This is a genomic window from Larkinella terrae (genome assembly GCF_009668025.1).
Taxonomy (GTDB): Bacteria; Bacteroidota; Bacteroidia; order Cytophagales; family Spirosomataceae; genus Larkinella; species Larkinella terrae.
In genome coordinates this window covers 45,733-70,649 of record NZ_WJXZ01000013.1, presented here as the reverse complement: position 1 = coordinate 70,649, position 24,917 = coordinate 45,733, and the positions used below count along the sequence as shown (strand labels likewise).

General features: G+C 49.9%; 16 protein-coding genes, 1 tRNA gene and 1 pseudogene. 6 read left to right on the top strand and 12 right to left on the bottom strand.

Features of this window, described 5'->3' with window-relative positions; translation table 11 throughout:
• Positions 1-33: 33 nt before the first annotated feature.
• Positions 34-2,568: a DUF5686 and carboxypeptidase-like regulatory domain-containing protein gene (locus tag GJJ30_RS20780; RefSeq protein ID WP_154177114.1), complete on the bottom strand. Its 2,535-nt coding sequence runs from the start codon at positions 2,566-2,568 to the stop codon at positions 34-36.
• A 235-nt stretch (positions 2,569-2,803) separates the two neighbouring features.
• Between GJJ30_RS20780 and GJJ30_RS20775 the strand changes: the two genes are divergently transcribed.
• The 3 genes from GJJ30_RS20775 to GJJ30_RS20765 are packed head-to-tail and all read left to right on the top strand — an operon-like array spanning position 2,804 to position 8,492.
• A complete protein-coding gene (locus GJJ30_RS20775) occupies positions 2,804-3,997 on the top strand; it encodes a Pycsar system effector family protein (RefSeq protein ID WP_154177113.1) in 1,194 nt (397 codons plus the stop codon).
• Positions 3,998-4,011: 14 nt separating this feature from the next.
• A complete protein-coding gene (locus GJJ30_RS20770) occupies positions 4,012-4,833 on the top strand; it encodes an SdiA-regulated domain-containing protein (protein ID WP_154177112.1) in 822 nt (273 codons plus the stop codon).
• Positions 4,834-4,853: 20 nt separating this feature from the next.
• The gene (locus GJJ30_RS20765; protein WP_154177111.1) at positions 4,854-8,492 is read left to right on the top strand and encodes a BamA/TamA family outer membrane protein; all 3,639 of its coding nucleotides are present in this window, start codon (positions 4,854-4,856) and stop codon (positions 8,490-8,492) included.
• A gap of 2 nt (positions 8,493-8,494) precedes the next feature.
• On the opposite strand, the gene GJJ30_RS20760 is transcribed toward GJJ30_RS20765, so the two are convergent.
• From GJJ30_RS20760 to GJJ30_RS20730, 7 genes and pseudogenes are all read right to left on the bottom strand, one after another.
• A complete protein-coding gene (locus GJJ30_RS20760) occupies positions 8,495-9,823 on the bottom strand; it encodes an adenylate/guanylate cyclase domain-containing protein (RefSeq protein WP_154177110.1) in 1,329 nt (442 codons plus the stop codon).
• A 202-nt stretch (positions 9,824-10,025) separates the two neighbouring features.
• Positions 10,026-10,436, bottom strand: a pseudogene (locus GJJ30_RS20755) (DKNYY domain-containing protein); the annotation flags it as partial.
• Positions 10,437-10,540: 104 nt separating this feature from the next.
• Positions 10,541-11,134 (bottom strand): DKNYY domain-containing protein, encoded by a 594-nt coding sequence (locus GJJ30_RS20750; RefSeq protein ID WP_154177108.1) that lies wholly within the window; start codon positions 11,132-11,134, stop codon positions 10,541-10,543.
• A 153-nt stretch (positions 11,135-11,287) separates the two neighbouring features.
• Positions 11,288-11,917, bottom strand: coding sequence for a SanA/YdcF family protein (locus GJJ30_RS20745; protein WP_229313297.1), 630 nt, complete (start codon positions 11,915-11,917; stop codon positions 11,288-11,290).
• A gap of 79 nt (positions 11,918-11,996) precedes the next feature.
• Positions 11,997-14,657 carry a DNA gyrase/topoisomerase IV subunit A gene (locus tag GJJ30_RS20740; RefSeq protein ID WP_154177106.1) on the bottom strand — a complete coding sequence of 887 codons (2,661 nt, stop codon included), beginning with the start codon at positions 14,655-14,657 and terminating at the stop codon, positions 11,997-11,999.
• Positions 14,658-14,985: 328 nt separating this feature from the next.
• Entirely contained in the window at positions 14,986-15,633 is a 648-nt protein-coding gene (locus GJJ30_RS20735) for an NUDIX hydrolase (protein ID WP_154177105.1), read from the bottom strand.
• Positions 15,626-17,215, bottom strand: coding sequence for an NAD(P)/FAD-dependent oxidoreductase (locus GJJ30_RS20730; RefSeq protein WP_154177104.1), 1,590 nt, complete (start codon positions 17,213-17,215; stop codon positions 15,626-15,628). The genes GJJ30_RS20735 and GJJ30_RS20730 overlap by 8 nt, the downstream gene beginning before the upstream one ends.
• Positions 17,216-17,545: 330 nt before the next feature.
• Between GJJ30_RS20730 and GJJ30_RS20725 the strand changes: the two genes are divergently transcribed.
• Positions 17,546-19,624: an alpha-L-fucosidase gene (locus tag GJJ30_RS20725; protein ID WP_154177103.1), complete on the top strand. Its 2,079-nt coding sequence runs from the start codon at positions 17,546-17,548 to the stop codon at positions 19,622-19,624.
• Positions 19,625-19,748: 124 nt separating this feature from the next.
• Positions 19,749-20,939 carry an acyl-CoA dehydrogenase family protein gene (locus GJJ30_RS20720; protein WP_154177102.1) on the top strand — a complete coding sequence of 397 codons (1,191 nt, stop codon included), beginning with the start codon at positions 19,749-19,751 and terminating at the stop codon, positions 20,937-20,939.
• Between the two features lie 48 nt (positions 20,940-20,987).
• Here GJJ30_RS20720 and GJJ30_RS20715 read toward each other — a convergent pair whose 3' ends face one another.
• The 3 genes from GJJ30_RS20715 to GJJ30_RS20705 all read right to left on the bottom strand — a co-directional run bounded on the left by GJJ30_RS20715 (position 20,988) and on the right by GJJ30_RS20705 (position 23,660).
• Positions 20,988-22,472, bottom strand: coding sequence for a helix-turn-helix domain-containing protein (locus tag GJJ30_RS20715; RefSeq protein WP_310588350.1), 1,485 nt, complete (start codon positions 22,470-22,472; stop codon positions 20,988-20,990).
• Between the two features lie 119 nt (positions 22,473-22,591).
• Complete coding sequence (locus GJJ30_RS20710) at positions 22,592-23,047, bottom strand: hypothetical protein (protein WP_154177101.1); 456 nt, start codon at positions 23,045-23,047, stop codon at positions 22,592-22,594.
• 190 nt (positions 23,048-23,237) lie between these two features.
• Positions 23,238-23,660, bottom strand: coding sequence for an OsmC family protein (locus tag GJJ30_RS20705; protein WP_154177100.1), 423 nt, complete (start codon positions 23,658-23,660; stop codon positions 23,238-23,240).
• Between the two features lie 227 nt (positions 23,661-23,887).
• Between GJJ30_RS20705 and GJJ30_RS20700 the strand changes: the two genes are divergently transcribed.
• The gene (locus GJJ30_RS20700; RefSeq protein ID WP_154177099.1) at positions 23,888-24,601 is read left to right on the top strand and encodes an MBL fold metallo-hydrolase; all 714 of its coding nucleotides are present in this window, start codon (positions 23,888-23,890) and stop codon (positions 24,599-24,601) included.
• Between the two features lie 170 nt (positions 24,602-24,771).
• Here the strand turns inward: GJJ30_RS20700 and GJJ30_RS20695 are convergent.
• A tRNA-Ser gene (locus GJJ30_RS20695) sits at positions 24,772-24,859 on the bottom strand.
• Positions 24,860-24,917: the final 58 nt, after the last annotated feature.

Below are 24,917 nucleotides of genomic sequence, written 5' to 3'. Positions count from 1 at the left end.
TCGCGGGATGAAAAGTGGTTGGTAAATCTGGTTTTATAAATTCACCCAGGCAGAAATCTTGATACCGAACGTCGAAATGTTCGGGTTATTCCGGTAAGTCAGGCGGTGGATGGCATCCACTCGAAGGACTTTAAAAATGTTGTCGATGCCGTAACCCACTTCAACATAAGGTGCCCGGCTCAGGGACTGGAACCCCAAAACCGCCTGTCCGTTTTCATTGGTTGCCGGAATCAGCGCGGTATTTTCCTTGCTGACCCCGCCCATCAGCACAGAGCCCGTTGCAAGAAACCGCCATTTCAGTCGGCGGATGGCCGGAATGCGGTTGAAAAACAGACCTTCGAAATTGTGCTCGGCCATCACGCCCACGTACCGGTCGGCCACAAATTCAAAGAAATTCATCAGGTTGTAAGACGTCTCGTAGCGGAAAATTGTCTCATTCCCCAGCGGTATGTAAAGTAACGGATACGGAATGGTCGACGGAATATAACCGGCATTGACCTGATAACGGGTTCGACCCAACACACCCATCCGGAACGAATGCCGGAGATTCATACTGAAGCGCTGGTAAGCAAAATCGCCGGATAAGAGGTTTTTCAGACCCAGTTGATACCGGAACGTAATTACCGGATTGTTGCTGCCTTCTACCGAAAACCGGTCGTTGTCACTCTGAACCATCAGCGCGCCCGGAGCAAACCGGGTTTCGAACATCAGCTCAGTGGTTCGGTAATAGCTGGACGTTTTTTTATCGCCATCATTCACGTTATATGCAAACGGAAATAAAGGTTCAAACGTGCGGTTTCGCAACCCGATTGTTTGCGTAAACCCTTTGCCTAACTCGCTCTTAATGTATGTGTTATGAAACTCCTGCATATACGGGCGACGCAGCGTGCCGAATCGGGTATATGCGGCAAAGAGCGAACTTCCTCCCAGATTTTCGGCAGAGGTTCCCAGACGTTCCAGATCGTAGGTTTTCTGAATACCGGCAATCGTATACGGTTTTTTCCGGATCACATAATCTACGTTCATTCCGTATTTGAACTGTTTGTCCAGCGTCCCGTAGGCAACATATCCGCCGAGAATCCAGCGCCGACTGAATCCCGCATTGGTGCGCAATCCCAAATGCAGCCGATGCCCTTCTACGTTGTTAAAGGCGTAGCTGTTCAGCAGCGGGCCTGCATCCAGGTGAATGTTTCCAATGGGATAATAGCCCACCATCGTCAGGTTAACCACTTCACCCAGAAACTTCATAAATGGCACATTCCGCACCGAATCCACGATCGTGAATGCGCGTAACTCATCCTGGCTCAGTCCTTCGGGGCGAATGTTCTGCCAGAAAGCCGGTGATTTTTCACTGTAATTTTCAGCCAGTTCGAGGGGCGGTTCGTAAAATTTGGCTTCCTGGGGCTGGTTTACTTTGACGTTTCGGGCCGCAACATACAGCCGAACCAGCGCCCCCGGAGCATTCGGAGTTGGCTCATCCGTGTCGATTAGCAACTGGGTCAAAACCGGTAGACGAACACCGGCCGCCGTGGTCTGCGTACTGTCACCCACATTCTCCCATTCCTGTTCGATCCGGATTTCATCCACAAAATTGATATTGGCGCGCTGGTCAATTTTAGCGTCGATCTGCGACAATCCGAAACGGGTCGTATCGATCCAGGTCGTGCCGGAAAATGCCAGATCCGTCGGCCGTTTGGGCTCAAAATCGATCTGAAAACACACCACACCACCGACGGTAACGGTATCAATCAGGCGGAATTTATAGATCGTTTGCCAGGCTTGTCCCAAAGGCGAAGGCAGGTCTTTGCGTAATAGATTGATGTAATTGCGGTAAAAATTATATTGCTGAAAGGAGGAACCGGTTAGCTGGGCCGAAACGCCCCCATCGCTAATACCAACGCCGGAAGCGCGGCTTTTCAGGATTTTTTCCTTGGTTTTGTGCGGGTTGGCACGTTGGTAATATTCCGAAAAGGTTTCCGAAACAAACACCGGAACCGCCGGTTTTCCCTGGCTGTCGTAAATTGCCGGTAACTTGGACAACAACCGCCCGACCGGACCCGGCCCACGACCTTTCTTGCGCTGATTGGCAAAATTATTGACGTAAGCCTCTACTTTTGAATAACTTTCGTACTGAAAAGCGGTAAGCTGGTCGGGGTCAAACTGGTCACGTCGGCGGATGGCTTCCCGGATGATTCGGTAGGCAGGATCGCCCCCTTTGGCATATATTTTGACTTCCTGTAACTTGGTTGCCGTTGAGGTCAGAACGACGTCGATGGTTTGGGAAGCCACCACCTGAATCGGGTACGCGCGGGTTTGGTAACCTAAACTGGAAACGAGAAGCGAGTCGCCGGTTTGCGTTGAAGTAAGGCTGTAAATTCCGTTTTCGTCCGAAGTAGTTCCAACGGTTTTGCCTTTGATGGCCACATTGGCGAATGGAATGCCTACTCCCGTTCCGGCGTCGGTGATGCGGCCACTGATTTTGTAAGTGGTTTGCGCAAAAACCGGAAAAAAGAGTAAATTCAGAACAATAAAAAGTAAACTGAACCGCTCTTGTAAGACGTGCTTCATTCGTTAATGCAGTGGTATGAATAGTACCGGGTTAACACAAATGTAGTCAACAGAGTTTACTAAAAAGTAGGATATTCCGCCATTTGCCGACGAATCGCCGAAAAGTATAGACGAATCACCAAAATAATCCTATAACTTGTCGCTCTGGAAATGAATAGCAATACCTCTTAGACTATATATACCATTTTTTGTCACGCAGGGTTGCATCGTTTTTCCGTTAAAATTGAATTTTGTCATGATCACCGATATCTCGTCTGTTGTCCGTACGCAGGAATTTGCCGAATCGTTGCTTCGAACGTTGCCCAGCAGTATGGAATATCATAACATCCATCATACTCGCGAAGTTGTTGAAGCCGCCGAATTGCTTGGTAAACAGGGTGGTCTTAACTCCGAAGAACTGGAAAATGTGCTGATTGCTGCCTGGCTACACGATATCGGATATGTAAAAAGTTGCCAGGAACATGAGGCTGTTGGAGTTGAATTGGCAAAACCGTTTTTGGACGAAATTGCGATTGGCCCCGAACGAACCCAGGCGGTTATTGACTGCATCATGGCGACGAAGATGCCGCAGAATCCGCACACCAAAACCGCCGAAATATTGTGCGACGCCGACCTGTATCATTTAAGCAGCGATACATTTTTCGAGCGGAGCGAATCTCTCCGGCAGGAAATGAAGAATAACTTCGGAAAAATTGGCAAACGAAAATGGATGCAGGGGTCGATTGCCTTGCTGGAAAAACACCATTATTTTACCGCGTACGGAAAAGAAGTTTTGGCCCCCCTGAAGGAGAAAAACCTGAAAAAAGCGCGCCGTAAGCTGGCCGAACTGGAGGAGGAAGAAAGCGGAAAAGCGCCGGAAAACCACAAGCCGGAAGAAGAAATAAAAAAAACGAAGCGGCCGGAGCGGGGCATCGAAACCATGTTTCGGATGACCTCCCAAAACCACTTTCAACTCAGTGCCATGGCCGATAACAAGGCCAACATCATGATTTCGGTCAATACCATCATCGTTTCGCTGATTATCAGTATTCTGATCCGAAAACTGGAAGAGTGGCCCCAACTGGTTATTCCGACGGTTATGCTAACGGCCAGCTGTTTAACCGCAACCATCTTCGCCATTTTAGCCACCCGGCCCAATGTCAGCGGAGGTCGTTTTTCGAAAGAAGACATTCACCAGAAACAGGCCAACCTGTTGTTCTTCGGGAATTTCCACAAGATGGATCTCGAAGATTATGAGTGGGGAATGAAGGAAATGATGAACGACAGCGATTTTTTATACAGCAGTATGACCCGCGATATTTATTATTTGGGTAAGGTGCTTGGTAAAAAATACAAGCTGCTGCGCTTTTCTTACACAATATTTATGTTTGGGTTCGCGGCTTCCGTTCTGGCTTTCGGCATTGCTGCGTACTATTTTCCAGTGAAGTAAAGAAATTGGATTGAATGAAAAGAATACAAGTTGCTAGCCTCATCATCGCCTGTTTTTTAGGAGCCTGCAATTCCAAAAAAGGAAATCAGGAGTCGGAAACGACTGCGTTTCCGTACGATTTAAAAACGCCCGCCCACCGGTTTACGCTTCCAGCGGATCTGGAGGAAGTATCGGGCTTGTCGTATTACAAAGAAAACCAGCTCCTATGCGTGCAGGACGAAAAAGCCGTGGCTTATATCTACGACCTGAAAAAGGAACAGATTGCCGATTCTTCGGTTTTTGGCGGATTCGGTGATTACGAAGGAATCGAATGGGCGAACGACGAAATTTATACCCTGAAAAGCAACGGCGATCTGTACCATTTCAAGCCATTTTCCAAGGAAATCGCCCGGATTCCGATGGATTTCCCCGGCAAGATTGAGCTGGAAGGACTGGCGTATGATTCCCAGACCAACCGGTTGATGCTGGCCGTTAAGGAAGGCGGAAAGAAGGATGAGAAAGTGGTTTACATGTACGATATCAAGACCAAAGTTCTCTTTAAAGGGATGGTTATCAAGGATAAAGTGCTGACTGCTGCCGGGGTTGAAGCTCACAAATTCAAGCCATCCGGGCTAGCGGTGCACCCCAAAACCGGTGACTTGTATTTCCTGACATCGGTCGGGAAAATGCTCGTCGTCATCACTCGCAAAGGCCAGATTGCTGCCACCGAACCGCTCGATCCGAAATTATTCCGCCAACCCGAAGGCATCTGTTTTTCACCCGATGGAACGCTATACATTGCGAGCGAAGGGGCCGGAAAAGAGGGATATGTTCTGGAGTTTGCGAACCAGCCGTAAAGCTGAATTGTATAAGGCTTATGAAGCTACTCTACACGGCCTTATTTCTGCTTTTTCTACTTCCCAATTTGGTTACCGGCCAGTCAAAACCGTATACGGTTTTTCTGCTGGGCGACGCCGGCGAACCTCAGCCTCAGGGGGATGCCGTTTTGAAAACTCTTCAGAGTCAGTTGCTGAAAACCGGTAATAACAGCAGCCTGATTTACCTGGGCGACAATATTTACCCGCGTGGTTTGCCCGATTCCTCCCATGCCGACCGCGCCGATGCCGAGCGTCGGATGCGCGAGCAACTGTCGATTCTGGCCGGTTTTCGGGGAAAAGCCTTTGTGATTCCGGGGAACCACGACTGGCAGCAGGGCAAGCGCGAAGGCTGGCAGCGCATCCGGAATCAGGCGTCTTTTGTAACGGCTGAATTGGGTAGGAATGATGTTTTTTTTCCAAAAGATGGCTGTCCGGGGCCTGTCGAAATTGCTTTGAGTGAGGAGATTACGCTGGTTTTAATCGATACCCAGTGGTGGCTGCATCCCTGGGACAAACCGGGCGAAGAATCGGATTGTGAAGCGAAAGACTTACCTTCTTTTTTACTGTTGCTCGACGACGTTCTGTCCCGTAATCAGAATAAAAAAGTGGTGCTGGCCGGGCATCATCCCATGTACAGCCACGGCGAACACGGCGGTCATTTTACCTTCAAAGACCACCTTTTTCCGCTGACGGATATCAACCCCTCGTTGTATATTCCACTACCGGTTATCGGCTCTATTTACCCGGTTTACCGAACGTTAATCGGTAATATCCAGGACATTCAGCATCCGAAATATAAGCTGATGCGAAACGGTATGGTTTCGCTCCTCAAAAAATACCGGAATGTGGTGTACGTCAACGGCCACGACCACAATGAGCAATTGATCCTTCGTGATTCAACGTATTATGTAACCAGCGGCAGCGGTTCCAAGTCCGTTCCAGTTAAAAAAGGGCGAAATAGCTTGTTTGCCTCGTCGAACAAAGGATTTGCCAGATTGGATTTCACCGAAGACGGGAAAACGACCATCCGGTTTTTTACACCTGAAACCGGTTCAGAATCGGGTAAGTTGCTGTTTGAAACCAGTTTTACGCTTCCGGTTAAACCAACGCCGGTGGCTGAAACGGCAACCCCGCCCACCTCGCTTTATGTAATCCCGAGTGCGCAGTATGTGGCTTCACCGTTTCATAAGATGTTGTTGGGGGATAACTACCGGGATGTCTGGCAGAGTCCGGTTTCGGTGCCGATTTTGAATTTAAATCAGGAAGCCGGTGGTTTGAAGCCATTGCAGCGCGGGGGTGGTATGCAAACGTTTTCGCTGCGAATGGCCGGGAAAGACGGAAAGGAATATGTATTGCGTTCGGTCGAGAAATACGCTGAAAATGCCATCCCGAAAGCGTTACGGAGCGGTTTTGTCAACGACCTGGTGCAGGATCAGATTTCGGCTTCGCATCCGTTTGCGGCACTGGTCGTGCCGCCACTGGCAGAAGCCGCCGGTGTTTTTCACACCAATCCGAAACTGGTGATTGTGCCGGACGACTCGCTGTTGGGGCCATATCGCCGGACCTTTGCACATTCCCTGGCGCTGTTTGAAGAACGGGTCGACGGCAATTACGAAAACAGTTCGCAGTTTGGCGGTACCAAAAAGATTTTCAGCACCCTGAAATTGCTTGATAAACTGGCGGATGACAACGACAATCAGGTCGATCAGCAGGCGGTTTTACGGGCGCGTCTATTCGATATCTGGCTGGGCGACTGGGATCGCCACGATGACCAGTGGCGCTGGGCGAGTTTTAAAAACAATAAAGGGTTGATTTTCAAGCCAATTCCGCGCGACCGCGATCAGGCTTTTTTTGTCAACCGGGGCGTTATTCCGAAAATTGTTAGCCGCAAATGGGCGATGCCGAAGTTTCAGGGATTTAGCAATTCGATTCGCGACGTACCCGGTCTGGCGTTCAACGCCCGGTATTTTGATCGCAGTTTTCTGACGGAACCGTCGCTGGAGGATTGGATAAAAACCGCCGATTCTCTTGCTAAACAGTTGACCGATCCGGTCATCGACGAGGCACTGAAACAATTGCCGAATACGGCTTATGACCTGACGGCGGCTGAGATCAAAGCCAAACTACAGAGTCGCCGGGCCGAACTGGCCCAATACGCGGCCGCACTCTACCGGTTTTTAGCACTGGATGTCGACGTGACCGGCAGCGATAAACGGGAACGGTTTGAGATCATCCGGGAATTGGACGGGCAAATGAAGGTGACGGTGTCCAAACTAAAAAAGGAAGGCGAAACCGGTGAGCGGCTCTACCAGCGGATTTTTAAACCCGATGAAACCAAGGAAGTGCGGCTGTACGGCATGGGGGGCGATGATGAATTTATCGTCAGTGGCAGTTCGGACAAAGGTATTTTGCTGCGCATCATCGGGGGAAAAGGCCATGACCGAATCATCGACAGTTCGTCGGTTTCGGGTTTACGCAAAAAAAACGTCGTCTATGATTCGGAAAAAACGAAGGTGGACGGCGATTCAGAAACCCGTTTGCGGCTTTCGGGAAATCCAAAAATCAATGCGTACGACCGGAAAGCGTTTAAATACAATATTTTATTCCCGCAGATTTCGGTTCAGTATAATCCCGATGACGGCCTGTTTTTAGGGGGCGGTTTTATGTATACCAAACACGGTTTCCGGAAAGAACCGTTTGCCCAGCAACATCGGTTTGTCGTCAACCACGCCTTTGCAACCCAAGCCTATAATTTCAATTACGATGGCATTTTTACAGATGTGATTGGAAATGCAGACCTGCGGATTGATGCCGATGTGCAGGCACCAAATTTTGTTTCCAACTTCTTCGGATTGGGCAATGCAACGGTTTTTGACAAGAAAAAAGGCATTACCTATTATCGGACCCGGTTTGAAAATATTTCTGTCAGCGCCCTTATTCAGCATAAGGTGGGCAATTTAAATCTTTATTACGGCCCGGCGGTGGAAAGCATCGAAATCGAAGAAAATGATAAGCGGTTTGTAAACGACTTTGCCAGCCAACTGCCCGATGGCCAGAACTTGTTCAGCCGCCGGTTGTACGCAGGTCTGAAAGCCGGTTTTCTGATCGACAGTCGCGACGACAAAATCCTTCCCACGCGGGGCACCTACTGGCGAACGGAGCTGCGGCTTTACGAAGGTATTTCAACTTACGCGAAGAATTTGAGCCGTCTGCAATCGGACCTGGCTTTCTACGCCAGCCTTCGGTTGCCGACTACGCTGACGATTGCGTCGCGCGTCGGTGGGGGCGTTAATTTCTCGGATTATGAGTTTTTTCAGGCCAATACGCTGGGCGGACTGTCGAATCTGCGCGGTTTTCGGCGGACCCGGTTTGCGGGAGGCAGTATGCTCTACAACAACACCGAACTTCGGCTGAAAGTAGCGACGATTAAAACTTACCTGTTCCCGGCGTATCTGGGCGTGCTGGGTTTCAACGATGTCGGGCGGGTTTGGGAGAAGGGCGAGCACTCGACGCATTGGCACCACGGATACGGTGGGGGCGTCTGGCTATCGCCATATAAACAGGCCGTGATCTCGTTTTTGTACGCAATTTCGGAGGAAGAAAAACTGCCGATGCTGCGGGTTGGATTCCTGTTCTGAACTCAGGAGAGCTTGTACAGCTCAACGCCTTCTTCCATGCCTTTAACGTCGACTACGCCCAGGAGTTCCGACAGGGCGGGCGATTCGGTTAGTTCGTTAATTACATCCTGCGAGACCAACATATTCGTTCCATACTCCTTGTTGAGCTGCTCGATTCGGGCCGCCAGAATCACAACGTTGCCGGTAATGGAAAACTGCTGGCGGCTTTCGGTGCCAATGTTTCCGATCACGGCGTCGCCCACGTGAACGCCAATGCCCACGCTGGTCGGGATAATCTGGTTTGTCAGCACGGCATTTTTGATTTCGGTAATGATTTCCAAACCGGCTTTTACCGCATTTTCGGCCGGGTTTTCCAGCGGAACCGGCGCGCCAAACGTAACCATGCAACCGTCGCCCAGAAACTGGTTGACAATCCCACCGTGGCGGTTGACAACTTCCACAATGATGCGGAAAAACGAATTCTGGTAAGCCACCACATCGTCGGCGGTGTGTTTGTCGGCGTATTTGGTAAAATTGCGAATGTCCAGAAACAGCACGCTCACTTTCATGTGCTGGCTTTTGAGCATGCCTTTTTCCTTGATGATCAGATCGGCAATTTCGGGAGAAACCTGCTGACCGAAAAATGTAATCAGCTGATTCTGAGTCTCGTTTCGTTCTATGGAACTTTGAATACTTTTTTGAATTTGTCGGGAAACGTACCCGGCGCAAATCCCACAGAGAACAAATATGACGGATTTGACGGCGTAGGCAAAGGATGTCGTCAGATATAGGTTGATGGAATTGACCAAGGACGAGGGTTCTTCGACCAGGTACAGACTCAGGAGTAAAAACTCGACTCCGGCAATCAGACCGGTGTAAAATGAAATCCAGAAGTTAAGCCGCAGCGTGGAAAGAATGATGAAAAAGTAATACATCGTAGCAAACGGCGACAGCATCACCAGGATCGGGTGATCAAATTTGTCCGAAAGCAGATACATCAGCAGCGACAGCGCAGTGATTTCGAAGGTCGCATTCAGGTATTTAGTCACCTGCGGCATTTTCATTCCCCGCTGCGCCCAGATCCGCAGCATGTTCCAGATGTTCAGTTCGTAGACGGCCATGAAGCCCAGAAAAATGAGCACAATCCGCATGACCTGCTGCTTGGCCAGTTGTGGAAAAACCGTAATGGGCAGGTAAGCGGCAAAAAGAAGTGCCAGCGCCAGCCCGACCAGAAATACACTCGCCAGCAGGCCCGCCCGTTGTTTTTCGCGCCGAAGATTTTCCTGAGCAAAAGTGAGGTTGTAGTAAGGGGTCATTGCCTCCTTTACCCGCTTGTGGTAGACAAATGTCATAGCGTAACGCTGGCTTTGATGACGGTACTGAATGCAATTTACTTCCAATTGCACCGAACCACAAACGGATGCGTGTGAACCGACGAATCGGGGGAGTGAACCGCCAAAGCAATTTAACGAAAACTTAATCGGTGCTGGTTGGCTGCACCATTCTTTATAAAGTCAAATTTGGACATGAAAAGAAGAAATAAGACAAGGGAGGTCACTGATTTTTATTTATTTTGGATGTGTGTTTCCCATTGTAGAAAGTGTTGTGGGCGTCGGCTGCATCCTGTTCGTACACATTTTCAACGATTTTAAACGTTGCCGGATCGGCTTTTTTTAGCACATTTCCTAAATAATAAACCTGGTTCTGATCTTTTGCATAGCCTCCACTCAGGACGGCAAATGACCCTGCATCTCCGGTGGGAAGCGGTTTATCCTTAAAGTAAACGGTTCGTTCATCCCGTGCGTAGTCGTCATTGAGAATTTCGAAGGTTTCATGATCTGCGCCGATTAATTGCCTGTCCTGATAAAATAGGTTAGTCGTGTCCGAAATGTAATTGAAGTAATACGGTTTTACGAAATGAACTGTGTTCGGGTCGGCTGATTTCACCACACCGGTTTTGTAATAAAAGTATTGTCTTTTGAATAGTCGCCATCTATAACCTTGAACGAAACGGGATCGGCTTCGGAAATTACCTGCGTAACCGGACGGTTTACTTTACTCGAATCGTCTTAATTTACCCACGAATAAAAAACGTGGTTTCGATCTTTAGAAAAGGTGCCGGAGAGCGGTTCAAATGAGTTTCCATCACTATTCGGGATGCTGGTTAATCGGAAATAACCAACTCGTTTATCTTTTGCATAATCACCTTTCAGGGGCTGGAAGGTAGCCACATCCTGCACCGGAAATGCAATTCCGTCGGAATAACAACGCGATTTATCCTTCGAATAATTGTATTCCAATCGCTCGAACGAAGCGGCATCGGCTCCGGCAATTTTTCGGATTACGTTGTTGCGGGTTGTGAAATAAGTCTGTCCATTCAACGCATTATCGCAATAGAAAACCGTTGATTTATCTTTGGCGTAATGCTCATCCAGTGCGACAAAGCTACCAGCCTCTGCTTCCAGTACGACGCCCCGGTAGTAGGCATTCTTTGCGTCTTTGCCAAAAACGGTATTCAGCGTCTCGAATGAGTTGGGATCAGCTTCCCGAACCGCAGTGTCTTTGAAATAGACCAAACCGTTCTTCGTTTCATATCCGGTTTTTTTGCAGGAAAAAAGGGCACCCAAGCCAAAAATGGAAAGAAGTAGCGAGACGAATTTCATGGCTTGCTGTTTTTAATACCGAACGACAGCTGATCGACACGCCAAAAATAGAAAGGCAGGAGCGGTTTTTACAGCGGAAATAAATAACCGGTGCAATTCCACGAACAACTCACGATTTCGGACGATTTTAAGAGAAATGAGGGCAGACTCGGATTACTTGATTTCCTTGTTTTCCATTTCGGGCTGGGGATGCACAATGTAAACATCCAGAACCGCCAGCGGCCGGGCCAGGTATTCGCGGATTAGCGTCCGAAAGGAATAACCGCCCGGAATGTCCTGGGCAGCAAAGGCGATGGCCGACATGCCCTGGTGGTTGCCAATGTAGAGGGCGCGGGCGTTGTGAAAATTTTGGGAGATAATCGTGATCTTATCCTGATTGAAAACCTGTTTGCAGCGAACCACCGAATCGAACGTCCGGTAACCGGCGTAATCCAGCGTCATATCGGCTTCGGGAATGCCCAGCCGGAGCAGGGCTTTCTTCATGTCGGAAGGTTCGTTGTAATATTCGGAGTCGTTATTGCCGCTCAGAATGATGTGCTTGATTTTGCCGACTTTCCAAAGCCGGGCTGTGGCTTCCATCCGGTAGCGGAAAAACAGATTTTCGTTGCCGCTTTTTACCGACTTACTCGTGCCCAGAACCAGGCCAACTTCGTTGGAGGGCAGTGAATCCATGTCGAAATACACCTGACTCCGGGTGCTGTACACCACCCAGAAATTACAAAGGAGCACGACCGTAACGCCCACGAACCCAGCGACAATGATGCCTTTGATGAGACGCTTCATTCGCGACACCCGAACCGGGGCACGTGTTCCTTTGTAATTTCCAGATTCTTGGCGGGTCGTATACGACATCGGGTTCATGTCATGAAAACAGTCCTAGTTGTTTCGCCGGTTGCTCGTTTCCCTGCTCTTCCGAATCGGTTGTTTCATCCAGCTGTTCGTCGGTTTCCGGTTCTACAACGATTAAGTTAGGGTTTAAAGTTATATTTCCCACCATGTCCCGTTCATTATTCCGGCGGGGTGGTAACAATTTGACCTCTTTCACTTTGGCAAACGGCAATTTTGCACCCAACGCTTTCCAACCGCGTACGTCGATAAAACCTTCGGGTTCCAGCACCATTTTTTCGAGTGGACCCTTGTCTTTCATCTGGTGAACAATTTCGAAGCGGGGCAATCGGTCGGTCGTAACGGCCAGCAGTTTTGACCCTTTCGTATCACCGATGAAGCTAAATTTCTTGTCCTGCGTCGTGGTTTCAACTTTAAACCGCTTGATGTAATGCGCCTTCTGGTTGTTTTCGTAATAAACCGCCGACACGATCTGCTCTCCGCTAAACTTCTCCAGCGAGGCAATTTCGGAAGGCTCGTACCGATTGGTCAGGTTGTAATTGGTCAGTTCATACTGCCCATCTTTATATACGACCAGAATGCTCGCACCATTGTCGAAGTTACCCAAGTATCTTCCTCGCTCGTCGCGATTCAACCGGCCGAGGTGTTCGTCGTACCAGATGTCCACACCGCCGAGGGTCGAAACGCCACCCGACTTCAGACTCACTTTCCGCACCGGATATTTGGTGAGAATGTTGCCCTGGGCCGACCGGTTTTTAATGCCGACTTCCGCAAAATTATAATCGAATTGTTTGATTTTGGCCGTGCTCTGCGCCGTCAGATTAATTGTAACGACCTCAGCTTCACCGTTGTCGTTAGCCGTAAACCACAAAACTTTCGATTTCGGATTGCCCATCGTCAGGTCGTATTCCCGATCGCGGGTGACGGCGGTTACGCTAAACCGCTTCGCCATCGTAATCCCGGATTTTCCGTCCAGGTACAGCATATTATACACCTTTCGCTCATCATTTTTCTTAAAGACGGCGCAGTAAATAATGTCCTTCCCGACAAACGTTTTATCCTGAATTTTTGTAACCAGGCATTTGCCGTCGCGCCGGAAAACGATGATATCGTCGATATCGGAACAGTCGGAAACGAACTCGTCTTTCTTCAGACCAGAGCCCACAAAACCGCCCTCACGATCGACGTAAAGCTTGGCGTTAGCCGCGGCCACCACATTGGCAGCAATCGTGTTGAAAGCCCGAACTTCGGTTTTACGCTCCCGGCCCTTGCTGTACTTCTTGAGCAGGTCTTTGAAGTAATTGATCGCGAAACGGGTCAGGTTAGCCAGGTTATCCTCAACTTCGGCCAGTTCCTGCTCAAGTCGGCGCATCAATTCTTCGGCTTTGAAACCGTCGTATTTCGAAATCCGCTTAATCCGAATTTCGGTCAAACGCAACAGGTCATCCTGCGTAATTTCGCGGTAAAACTGCTTTTTAAAGGGTTTTAGCCCTTTATCGATGGTTTCCAGAACGGCTTCGAAAGTCTCGCATTCTTCAATTTTGCGGTAAATGCGGTTTTCAATAAAAATCTTTTCCAGCGAGCTGTACAGCAGTTTTTCCATCAACTCAGCCCGACGGATTTGCAATTCCCTCTCCAGCAACTGTACGGTCTGCTGGGTATTGATCTTTAAAATGTCGGTAACCGTAACGAAATGCGGTTTTTCGCCAATAATCACGCAGGCATTCGGCGACGCCGACACTTCGCATTCGGTGAAGGCGTAGAGCGCATCGATAGTTATGTCGGGCGAAACACCGGGGGCGAGGTGAACGTGGATTTCAACATCTTTCGACGTCAGATCTTCCACTTTCTTGATCTTGATTTTACCGTCGTCGTTGGCCTTGATGATCGAATCCTTGATCGAAGTCGTCGTTGTGCCAAACGGTATTTCGCGGATAATCAGCGTTTTCTTATCAAATTCCTCAATTTTTGCCCGGATGCGGGCTTTGCCACCGCGGCCCCCATCGTTGTAATTGCTGACGTCGATGTAACCGCCGGTTTGAAAGTCGGGATATAAAGTTACTGGTTTGTCTTTCAGAATGTTAATCGATGCTTCGATCAACTCAATGAAGTTGTGGGGGAGGATTTTGGTGGATAAGCCCACCGCAATTCCTTCGACACCCATCGCCAGCAGCAGCGGAAATTTGACCGGTAAAGTGACCGGTTCTTTCTTCCGACCGTCATACGATAACTGCCACTCGGTGGTTTGCGGGTTAAAAATGACGTCGTTTCCGAACTTTGATAACCGGACTTCGATGTAACGGGGAGCCGCTGCGCCGTCACCGGTTCGGACATCGCCCCAGTTGCCCTGCGTGTCGAAAACCAGGTTTTTCTGACCAATGGTAGTCATTGCGTCGCCGATCGATGCGTCACCATGCGGGTGGTATTGCATGGTTTGCCCGATGACGTTCGCAACTTTATTAAAACGACCGTCGTCCATTTCCTTCAGGGCGTGGAGAATCCGGCGTTGTACGGGTTTCAGACCGTCTTCAACGGCGGGAACTGCCCTTTCCAGAATTACGTAAGACGCATACTCTAAAAACCAGTTTTCGTAGAGACCCGATACCACGGTTTGTTCGTGCAGGGTATTTTCATTTTGATCTTCCGGTAAATCAGTTGGGTCCAGAATTTCGCTCATTCGAATGGTTACGGATAAATGCTTTGGTAAATGCTATCGTGTTGACTGGGTCGGCGGGAAGAAATGAACCGTCGATAGCTTCATAAAGATACAATTATTTTCGAGAAAACCGCCCTGATTGGTTTAAAAGCGGGATTCAGACCGAAAAACAAATTTCTTTATGCTGCCAGTTTGAATTAACAAAAGAGGTGCCGGTTTTGTAGAAATACCTGAAAAGGTCCGACTACCGGTTTTTGGGCGATTTGGGTTGTATTCATAATCCAGAAAAAAACTATATAATACTTGTATCACAAATATAATAATTTTGTAACAGAATGGCACCCTTTTTCTAACTATTTTGCTTCGGGACGGAATTGATTACCGTCAATAACTCGCTGATCATCATGGCCGTTGCGCCCCAGACTTTGAAACCCTGAAGCTGGTAAAAGGGCGCGTCGATGGCCACACCGCGCACTTCAATGGCATTTTCGCCAACGATGGTTTCATCCATTAATTCGTCTAACGATACTTCGACAACGTGCTCGACCTCGCGGGGATCGGGGTAGAAATCCGGGCGGTAGGGAAGAATGCCCACCACCGGCTGCACGAAAAAATTACTCGGGGGAATGTAGATCTCGGTTAGTTTACCCAAAACCGTTACGTCCGTCACCCGAATTCCGACTTCTTCCTGGGCTTCCCGCAGGGCCGTGCGAATCAGACTTTCGTCGCTCCGTTCCATGCGCCCGCCGGGAAACGCCATTTGCCCGGCGTGAACGCCGTCGTACTGGGGCCGCAGAATCAGGGGTAAATAAATGGAATTCTGGTAAGGATAAAATACAATCAAAACCGCACTCCGCCGGGTTCGTTCATTCGGTTGCATAGCCATTCGTAACCGCGACCGTGAAGCCATCTTCAAATGAGCATCGGGACCGGGCAGTGGTTCGGCCAGGCGCTCCCGCAGGGCGTTGGCGAAGCTATGAAACGAATAATCAAGCATAGCGTTTAACAAGTTGTTCAGCACATTTTTCCCCATCCATGGCGGCAGAAACGATTCCACCGGCGTATCCGGCACCTTCGCTGCACGGAAATAACCGCCGGATCTGCACGTGTTCGAGCGTGTCGGCCAGGCGCGGAATCCGAACGGGCGAGGAAGTCCGGCTTTCGACGCCAATCATCTGGGCCTCATTCGTGACGTAACCACGCATCGATTTACCAAACTGTTGCAAACCGGCTTTCAGCGGAGCGGCAATCGTTTCCGGTAAAACCGCCGTCATATCGACCGGTTTTAAACCGGGCTGGTAAGACGTTTCCAGCAAGCGGCTGGAAAGCCGTCCGTTTACAAAATCAGAAACCCGCTGTGCCGGGGCGGTCTGGTTGCCACCGGCCAGCTGACAGGCTTGCTGCTCCACTTCCTTCTGGAATTGCATGCCGGCCAGGGGGCCATAATCCCGGTACACGTTCAGATCGTTTTCATGAATCGCCACCACCAGGCCCGAATTGGCAAACTGCGAATCGCGACGTGAAGGAGACATGCCATTAACGACCAATTCGCCCGGTGCCGTAGCCGCCGGAACAATAAAACCGCCCGGACACATGCAAAAAGAAAACACCCCGCGCTCAATTCCTTTAAACCGGGTCTGCGTCACCAGACTGTAGGAAGCCGCCGGAAGATAATCCCCGCGATCGGGCCGGTGGTATTGCACCTGATCGATGAACGACTGCTGGTGTTCAATCCGGACGCCCATCGCAAACGGCTTGCTTTCAATGGTAATTCCTTTTTGGTGTAACAAACCAAACACGTCGCGAGCCGAATGACCCGTGGCCAGGATCACTCCCAAACCAGTCAGTTCGTCACCCCGATCGGTTACAACTCCTTTAATTTCGTTTTGTTCGATGAGCAGGTCGACCATCCGGGTGTTGAACCGGATTTCTCCGCCCGCTTCGACAACACTCTGCCGCAATGCCACGACTACTTCGGGTAACTTGTTGGTACCGATATGCGGGTGAGCGTCAACCAGAATCTGGTCGGTAGCGCCGTGGGCAACCAGAATTTCGAGAATCCGGCGCACATCGCCCCGCTTTTTGGAGCGTGTGTACAATTTGCCGTCAGAATACGTTCCGGCACCGCCTTCCCCGAAGCAGTAGTTGGACTCCGGATTGACGATATGCTCTTTGTTAATAGCGGCCAAATCGCGCCTACGGACCCGAACATCGCTGCCTCGTTCCAGAACCACCGGTTTGATACCCAGCTCGACCAATCGCAATGCCGCGAACAAACCCGCCGGACCTGCGCCGACCACAATGGCCTGACGAGCCCGGCTGACATTCGGATACTGACGCTGGTACGCAATCAATGGCCGGGGCGTTTCGCCGACATACACCTCCGCATCAACATGAACCTTGACCTGCCGGGACCGCGCGTCGATGGACTGGCGCAGTTTCCGTACAACGGGCCGTTCCGACGCGGCTTCGTTGAGCAGATCGGGCGGAATTTGTAACCGGTTATAAACTTCCCGCTCGAAAGCCGCATCGTCCAACGCGATATCCGGTTCGAGGGTTAATGAAAGCGTATGAATCATAAACGAAATATCCTTCTGAAGTAACAACGGGAAGTGGTTCCCGGTTCGCCGTTATTTCTTATATTATTTGAGTAATTAATGGTAAAATTAGTTCAACCCCCGTCAGCGGCCAAAGGCCCTGACGGGGGTTCCGCCAGAATTTCGCTTTAAACTCCTCAAAAAAACCGGTAGTTCCCTTTACCAATTGCAGAAAAGTGAACTACTTTTATCCCTGTGGTGGGTGCGTTTGAGTGCTTGCTACATTATTATTTCTACCGCATTAATTTTACCGCTGTCAGGGTTTGCGACCGTAGCGACGGCCCGGCGCTGACAGGGTTAACCCCATTTTCAATGAAAAAAATACTTCTTTTCGTTTTATTGAGTACGGTTCGATTAGTCGCCCAAAAAACCGCTCCGCCTGCGCCCTACGGCGCGGTTCCAAGTCCGCAGCAGGTGCAGTGGCAGCAAATGGAATACTACATGTTTATTCACTTTGGGCCTAATACGTTTACCAACAAGGAATGGGGACACGGTGATGAGGATCCCAAGGTCTTCAATCCGACGCGTCTCGATGCCCGTCAGTGGGCGCGAACGGCCAAGGCTGCCGGGATGAAGGCCATTATTATTACCGCTAAGCACCACGACGGTTTTTGTCTCTGGCCGAGCAAATTTAGCAAACATACCGTGCGGGAGAGTGCGTGGAAAAATGGACAGGGCGACGTTTTGCGTGAATTGTCGAATGCCTGTAAGGAATACGGGCTGAAATTTGGCGTTTACCTCTCGCCCTGGGACCGGAACCATCCGGCCTACGGAACGCCGGAATACAACCAGATTTTTGCCAATACCCTCAACGAAGTGCTGAGTAGTTACGGCGATGTGTTCGAACAGTGGTTCGACGGCGCCAACGGCGAAGGGCCGAACGGCAAACGGCAGGAATACGACTGGAATCTGTTTCGGGGAGTGGTTTTCAAACACCAGCCCAAAGCCATCATTTTCAGCGACATTGGCCCGGGCTGCCGCTGGATGGGGAATGAGTCCGGTATAGCTGGAGAAACCAACTGGTCGACGTTGAACACCGACGGTTTCGGGATGGGCAGCGCGGCTCCGTCGACGCAGGTGCTCAATACCGGCAACGAAAACGGGAAATACTGGATTCCGGCGGAGGTTGATGTGTCGATTCGGCCGGGCTGGTTTTACAGCCCCGATACCGACGATCGGGTAAAAACCCTGACGCACCTGATGAAAATCTATTATTCGTCGGTGGGCCGGAACGGAAATTTGCTGCTGAACGTACCGGTTTCCCGCGAAGGGCTGATTCATCCCAACGATTCGACGCGCCTGATGGAATTCCGGAAAACCGTCGTTGAATCATTCAAAACCAATCTGGCAATCGGCAAAACAGCCACCGCTTCGTCGGTTCGGGGAAAGGATACGCAGTTTGCCGCCAGCAACTTAATTGATGGAAAATTCGACTCGTACTGGACCACGGATGACGCTATTCGTCAAGGTTCTATTGTGATTGATCTGGGTAAACCGACGGAAATAAACCGGGTCGTTTTGCAGGAATACATCCCGTTGGGGCAACGGGTCAAATCGTTCAAGGTTGAAGCCTGGAACGGCAGCCAGTTCGTATTGGTCGACCAGCAAACGACCATTGGTTACAAGCGCATTCTGGTGTTTCCGACGTTAAAAACCGCCAAAGTGCGGGTTAGTATTCTGGAAGCCAACGCTTGCCCGGTTTTGTCGGAAATCGCAATCTACAAAGCGCCTGAGTTATTGTCCAACCCCGAAATTGCCCGCAACAAACAGGGCGTGGTGACGATCTCGTCCGAAGTAGCCGACCCGATCATTCGGTATACAACCGATGGCAGCGAACCAACGCTGGCATCGACCCGGTATACCGCACCCTTCAACTACGCGAAAGGTGGGACAATCAAGGCGCGGGCGTTTATCAAAAACGGCACCGAATCGTCGGAAATCATTCCGGCCTCGTTCGATCTGGCCCCGGAGAAATGGTCGGTTGTTGGTGAGGAGAGCGGCCGGAGTTTGGCCAGCCGCGCCATCGATTCGAATCCCCGAACCATCTGGCAAACCGCCCGGCAGGAGGGAAGTAAAAAGCACCCGCACGAACTGGTGATTGATTTGGGCGAAAACCTGAATCTGAAAGGCTTTACGTATACACCAAGGCAGGACGGGCAATCGGGCGGAACGATTTACCAGTACAGCTTTTTCGTGAGTGAAAACGGAAAAGAATGGAAACCGGTTTTGGAGAACAGTTCGTTTGCCAACATTAAAAACAACCCGGTGAAGCAGGAAATCCCGTTTGCCAGTCCGCAGAAAGCCCGGTTTATCAAGCTGGTTGCGCTTTCGTCGGTGAATGAGAATGAGAACTGGGCTTCGGCGGCCGAAGTTGGTGTTCTGCTGAACTGAAGCAGCAAAATTTAAAAACCTGTCAGGTCTTAAAGACCTGACAGGTTTCGCCATTATCTAAAGTTTACATCATCAAATCTGCCAGATCATAAAGAGACCTGGCAGATTTAGTTTTCTGTGTACCATGTCAACTCATTCGAAAACAACCGGTTTTGGGCCCCCGGATTTTTACGGCATTGACGACTTGCTGACGGAAGACCAGAAGCTGGTTCGCTCGGCCATCCGGGATTTTGTAAATCGCGAAATCAGTCCGCAAATCGAGGACTGGGCGCAGCGGGCCGAATTTCCGACTTTCATGCCCCGGAAGTTCGGAGAAATCGGCGCGTTCGGGCCAACCATTCCGGCTCAATACGGCGGGGGCGGACTCGATGCCATTGCCTACGGACTAATGATGCAGGAAATTGAGCGGGGCGATTCGGGAATGCGGTCCTGCGTGTCGGTGCAAAGCTCGCTCGTTATGTGGCCGATTTACAACTTTGGCTCGGAAGAGCAGAAGCAAAAATACCTGCCCAAACTGGCTTCGGGCGAGCTTTTGGGATGTTTTGGCCTGACCGAGCCGGATCACGGTTCCAATCCTGCCGGTATGCAGACCTCGTTCGTCGAACGTGAAGATCATTACCTTTTGAATGGTTCAAAGCTGTGGATCACCAACTCGCCGGTGGCTGACCTGGCGGTGGTTTGGGCTAAAAACGAACAGGGGCGCGTTCAGGGGCTGATCGTTGAGCGCGGAATGGGCGGTTTTTCGGCCCCCGAAATTCACAACAAATGGTCGTTACGCGCCAGTGCAACGGGCGAACTGGTGTTTCAGGATGTAAAAGTGCCGAAGGAAAACCGCCTGCTCCTGGCCGATGGCCTGAAAAGCCCCCTGCAATGTCTCGATCAGGCGCGCTACGGGATTGCCTGGGGTGTCGTTGGGGCAGCGATGGATTGTTACTATTCCGCGCTGCGGTACTCCCTTGAACGTCAGCAATTCGGTAAACCCATTGCGTCATTTCAGTTGGTTCAGAAGAAACTGGCGGAAATGCTCACCGAAATCACAAAGGCGCAATTGATTTGCTGGCGTTTGGGCGTTTTAAAGAACGAAGGGAAGGCCACCACAGCCCAAATCTCGCTGGCAAAGCGGAATAATGTTGAAATGGCGTTAAAGGTAGCCCGCGAAGCCCGCCAAATCCACGGAGCGATGGGCATTTCCGGCGATTATCCCATCATGCGTCACCTGATGAATCTGGAATCCGTCGTAACTTACGAAGGTACCCACGACATTCATCTGCTGATTTTGGGAAATGAAATCACCGGAATAGGGGCTTTTAAATGACGATCGACCATTGACCATTGTCCGTTGTCGATCGTCAATGGTCAATCGTCATTTCAGCTCCTCGAGCGCTTTTTTCATCGCGTCGACCTGGCGCTTTTTCTGGAGGCCGGTTGGGGCGGCAACGCGTTCGCGGCAGTCGAAAATACCGCATCGTTCGCAGGCTTCGTTGACGATGCGCTGGGAAATATTGGGAGCCAGCGGATTCAAAAATCGCATCTTACTCCGGAGTGTATCGGTCAGTTTAAAACACATCGATACGCTCATATTCTGCTGTTGATGAGGCTGATAGGACTGTGCTACCGAAACGATAAAGAAAGTATTTCCGGTGTCGGCGTAAGTCGAAAGCTGCGATTGGCACAGTGCCCCGTCGTAATTTTTGTTTTTTTGTAGAAATGCCAGCTCCTGCAAAATCGTGAGGGCTACCCACCGGCGGCAATAATGCTCGTCGACCATGCTTTTAGGTCCCTGCTGGCGAGTCAGGTGCATTTCTTTCGTCAGGTGGAAATTGAGTTGCCCCGAGGTATTGTTGAATCGGTAGAAAAATAACTGGTCGATTCCAAAGTGTTTGGGCAGGAGGTTGCTGAGCCGGTAAAAGAAACGCTCAGGGGTGGCATGAAACGACTCGATCAATTGTAGAAAAGCCTCATTGCTCCACGCGGGCTGATCGAAAATAACCTTCAGGCGGGTGATTAGGTCTTCCCGCCGAATCAGAATCGTTCCGGCAAAATACGACGCTTTGTAATTGTTGAGAATCTGCTCGAACGATTCCACTTCCACGTACGAATACGTGTAAGGCCGGATTTTGAGATTGAGGTATTGAAACCCGACTTCGCGCGCCAGAATGAAGGTTTTCTGCTCGGCGGAAAGGTGGCGGTTGAGGTACAAGATGCCGGATTCGGGACGAAAAATAGAGCGTAACCCGGCCAACTCCGGGTTGGTTTCGCGGCTAAAATAGTGGATCGTGTAATTGTAATGATTTCGTAAGATACTGGTTAACAGGATTTCGTCAACCTGCGAATGACTCGACGCAAATTCCGTCAAAAACCGGTCGCCCTCCAGCTCGATGTCTTCGAAATAATTGTCGTGCATTTCCTGATACGACCGCAAAACCGCCATGTACAGGCGTTCGACGCTGACATGGTAACTGCGTCCAATGTTCATCACCGTGGAAATCATGGCACTTACTTTCGCAGGTGCCTCCGCCAGCAATTCGAGTAGGTCGGAAGGATCGATACCGAGGAGTTCGAGCGGAATTTCGGTCAGAAACCGGGAGCGGAGGAGCTCGGAAATGGGTTCCAGTTTCTTACTTAATTTCAGCGAAACCAGGGTATCGTACTCAACATTCATCGCACTGGCGAGGGCGGCAATCTTATCGGTTTTGGGGTATTTTCGGCCTTTTTCGATCTCGGTCAGGTACGATACGGAAAGCCCCGAAATCTGGGCCAGTTCACTGGTCGACAATCCTTTATCCAACCGGATTTGTTTCAGTTTCAGTCCAAAAAGCAATCGGATATGGTCGGGATACACTGCCACTAGGATGGTATGGTTAAAATGCTGCTGGAAGTAAAAATACCGCTAAATTAGACGGTAAACAAAAAAAGTCCACCCGGTAACAAACGGACCAGGTGGACTTTTCGTAGAGTGAAAGCTGCTTATCGTTTGCTTCCCTTGTAAGCGCGGGTCCATTGAACCACCGTGCCGTTCTGATTCATTTTGGTGACGGAGGTAATCGTCATATTTTTCCCCTCGAACAGGCCGCTACCGGTAAATTCCGCATCGTAAGATTTATTTCCTAAAGCCAGCTGATCGCGCGTGCGGTTTAGGGTGAACTTGGTTCCCGACAGTTTGGCGACCTCCGTTGAACTGACACCTGGAAAGGCAATGGCTAATTTGATTTCATTCGCTGCGTCACCTTTGCTGACAGTAACGGTACCTTTTCCACTGTCTTCATTGAAATCGATGGAGCCAATAATGGTTTTTGATGAATAATCAATGTCGTAAATGCCTACATACTGCTCTCGCGGATCAACATCCTCCGCACCAGACCCTCCTTTTTTACAGGAAGAAAAACCTAACACAAGGACGAAAAAAATAGCGATTAGTCTCATTGGGTCATTGGGGGTTATTATAGATAAAATGGAATATTCGGGACTTTACGCTATAGAACGAAATCCGGCCGATTTATTATATGCGAACAGCAAATGACAGGCCAAAAATTGGAAATATTCAATAAATAACAACCCCGGACAAGGAGTCGATTTCACTCCTCGCCCGGGGCCATTAGTTTGCTTGTATACCCTAAGCCAAGGTTGCTTCGACGCTGATGGCGGTATTAAACAACTTTGAAATCGGGCAGTTTTTTTCGGCATCCGCAACCAGTTCATCAAACTTTTCTTTTGTCAGATCAGGGACGCTGGCAGTTACCGTCAATTTAGAACTGCTGATGCTGCCGGAGTTTGTGTCGAGCGCGACGACAGCTTTTGTGTCGATGGACGTGGCGGTAAAACCGGCCTCCTGAATATTGAAGGCAAGTTTCATGGAGAAACAGCCCGCGTGAGCGGCCGCAACGAGTTCTTCCGGGTTGGTACCAACGCCGTCGGCAAACCGGGTGTTGAACGAATACTGGGTTTCTTTCAAAACCGTGCTGGCCGTCGTGATAGTACCTTTTCCTTCTTTACCTGAGCCTTCCCAATGAGCGGAGGCATTCCGTTTGATTTCCATAGGTAATGGGTGAATTTTGTAGTTGAAGGCGGAAAAGTAAGAAATGTTGGGCAGAGCCGGACAACTATCTTAGGTTTTGGGACAAAAATAATAGGATCCTACCGTCCGATCCGGTTTTTGGCTGAGGGGCAAGGAACGATTAAAACAATTTCCGCCCGCTGAATAGCCTGATGTAGCCTGCTAATCGGTATTGTACTCGTGAACCCCTAAAATGTAAACCTCAGTTCATGCAGATACTTAAAAATTTATATCAGGTTGGCGGTGATTTAAACGGGATTACTTTCGATCAGCCGGGGGCATTGTGGAACGACGCGAACTCGTACGTTTTGAAGACCCCGGAAGGCTTGATTCTGTTCGATTGCGGCTGCGGTGACACGCTGGATCAACTATTTGCTAACATGTGGTACTGGGACCTGTCGCCCGACGAGATTCGCTATTGCATCCTGACCCACGCTCACCTGGACCATGCCGGGGGTGGTCATTTGCTGAAGGAACGAGGGGTAAAGTTTATCGCCATCGGCGAAACCGCCGAAGCCGTTGCGTCCGGCGACGAACGTTGTTGCGGTTTTCTGTATCATAAAACATTCCAGCCATTCACGGTAGACCAAATCGTTGTGGACGGCCAGCGGATTGAGCTCCTGGGCGTTGAAATGGAAGTGATGCATTTACCCGGTCACAGTATGGGCTGTACGGCTTTTCTCTTTAATTGGGAACGGAAACGGGTGGTTATCAGCGGAGATGTAATTGGAACGTTGCTGAGTGGCGATTTTGGCTGGAGCGGTTCGATCGATTTCAACAAAAAAATCTACACGGAATCGTTAAGGCGGTTTGCCAAAGTTGACACCGATCTGATGCTCCCCGGCCACGGAATGATTTATTTTCACAACCCCCGCCGTCGGGTTGAGGAAGCCTTCAATTCCGCCTTGATGCAGTGGCGATAGCGGATTTATCTTCGATCATAGAACAGACTGAATTAAAAACTGGTACCGGCGATCAAAACTGCTTCGGCAAAGCCACGGTGCCTGCAAATTCAGGGCATCGGAAGTTATTGACTTTAAAACAAAATAACCCGCTGGTTACAGGCGGGTTAATCGATTATTTAAAACCTTTGCAGAGAGGAAGGGATTCGAACCCTCGATACGCTTTAGACGTATACACACTTTCCAGGCGTGCTCCTTCAACCACTCGGACACCTCTCTGGGTAATTCGGGTTGCAAAGATGTCGGTAATTCCTGAAAATTACAACCGGTTTTGAAA

Excerpts from the sequence above, each read along its gene's own strand:
- GJJ30_RS20735 (WP_154177105.1), bottom strand. The coding sequence starts at position 15,633 with ATGCTTGATTATTCGTTTCATAGCTTCGCCAACGCCCTGCGGGAGCGC.
- GJJ30_RS20700 (WP_154177099.1), top strand. The coding sequence starts at position 23,888 with ATGCAGATACTTAAAAATTTATATCAGGTTGGCGGTGATTTAAACGGG.
- GJJ30_RS20770 (WP_154177112.1), top strand. The coding sequence starts at position 4,012 with ATGAAAAGAATACAAGTTGCTAGCCTCATCATCGCCTGTTTTTTAGGA.
- GJJ30_RS20705 (WP_154177100.1), bottom strand. The coding sequence starts at position 23,660 with ATGGAAATCAAACGGAATGCCTCCGCTCATTGGGAAGGCTCAGGTAAA.
- GJJ30_RS20780 (WP_154177114.1), bottom strand. The coding sequence starts at position 2,568 with ATGAAGCACGTCTTACAAGAGCGGTTCAGTTTACTTTTTATTGTTCTG.
- GJJ30_RS20740 (WP_154177106.1), bottom strand. The coding sequence starts at position 14,657 with ATGAGCGAAATTCTGGACCCAACTGATTTACCGGAAGATCAAAATGAA.
- GJJ30_RS20710 (WP_154177101.1), bottom strand. The coding sequence starts at position 23,047 with ATGAGACTAATCGCTATTTTTTTCGTCCTTGTGTTAGGTTTTTCTTCC.
- GJJ30_RS20775 (WP_154177113.1), top strand. The coding sequence starts at position 2,804 with ATGATCACCGATATCTCGTCTGTTGTCCGTACGCAGGAATTTGCCGAA.
- GJJ30_RS20750 (WP_154177108.1), bottom strand. The coding sequence starts at position 11,134 with ATGAAATTCGTCTCGCTACTTCTTTCCATTTTTGGCTTGGGTGCCCTT.
- GJJ30_RS20725 (WP_154177103.1), top strand. The coding sequence starts at position 17,546 with ATGAAAAAAATACTTCTTTTCGTTTTATTGAGTACGGTTCGATTAGTC.
- GJJ30_RS20760 (WP_154177110.1), bottom strand. The coding sequence starts at position 9,823 with ATGACATTTGTCTACCACAAGCGGGTAAAGGAGGCAATGACCCCTTAC.
- GJJ30_RS20730 (WP_154177104.1), bottom strand. The coding sequence starts at position 17,215 with ATGATTCATACGCTTTCATTAACCCTCGAACCGGATATCGCGTTGGAC.
- GJJ30_RS20720 (WP_154177102.1), top strand. The coding sequence starts at position 19,749 with ATGTCAACTCATTCGAAAACAACCGGTTTTGGGCCCCCGGATTTTTAC.
- GJJ30_RS20745 (WP_229313297.1), bottom strand. The coding sequence starts at position 11,917 with ATGAAGCGTCTCATCAAAGGCATCATTGTCGCTGGGTTCGTGGGCGTT.
- GJJ30_RS20765 (WP_154177111.1), top strand. The coding sequence starts at position 4,854 with ATGAAGCTACTCTACACGGCCTTATTTCTGCTTTTTCTACTTCCCAAT.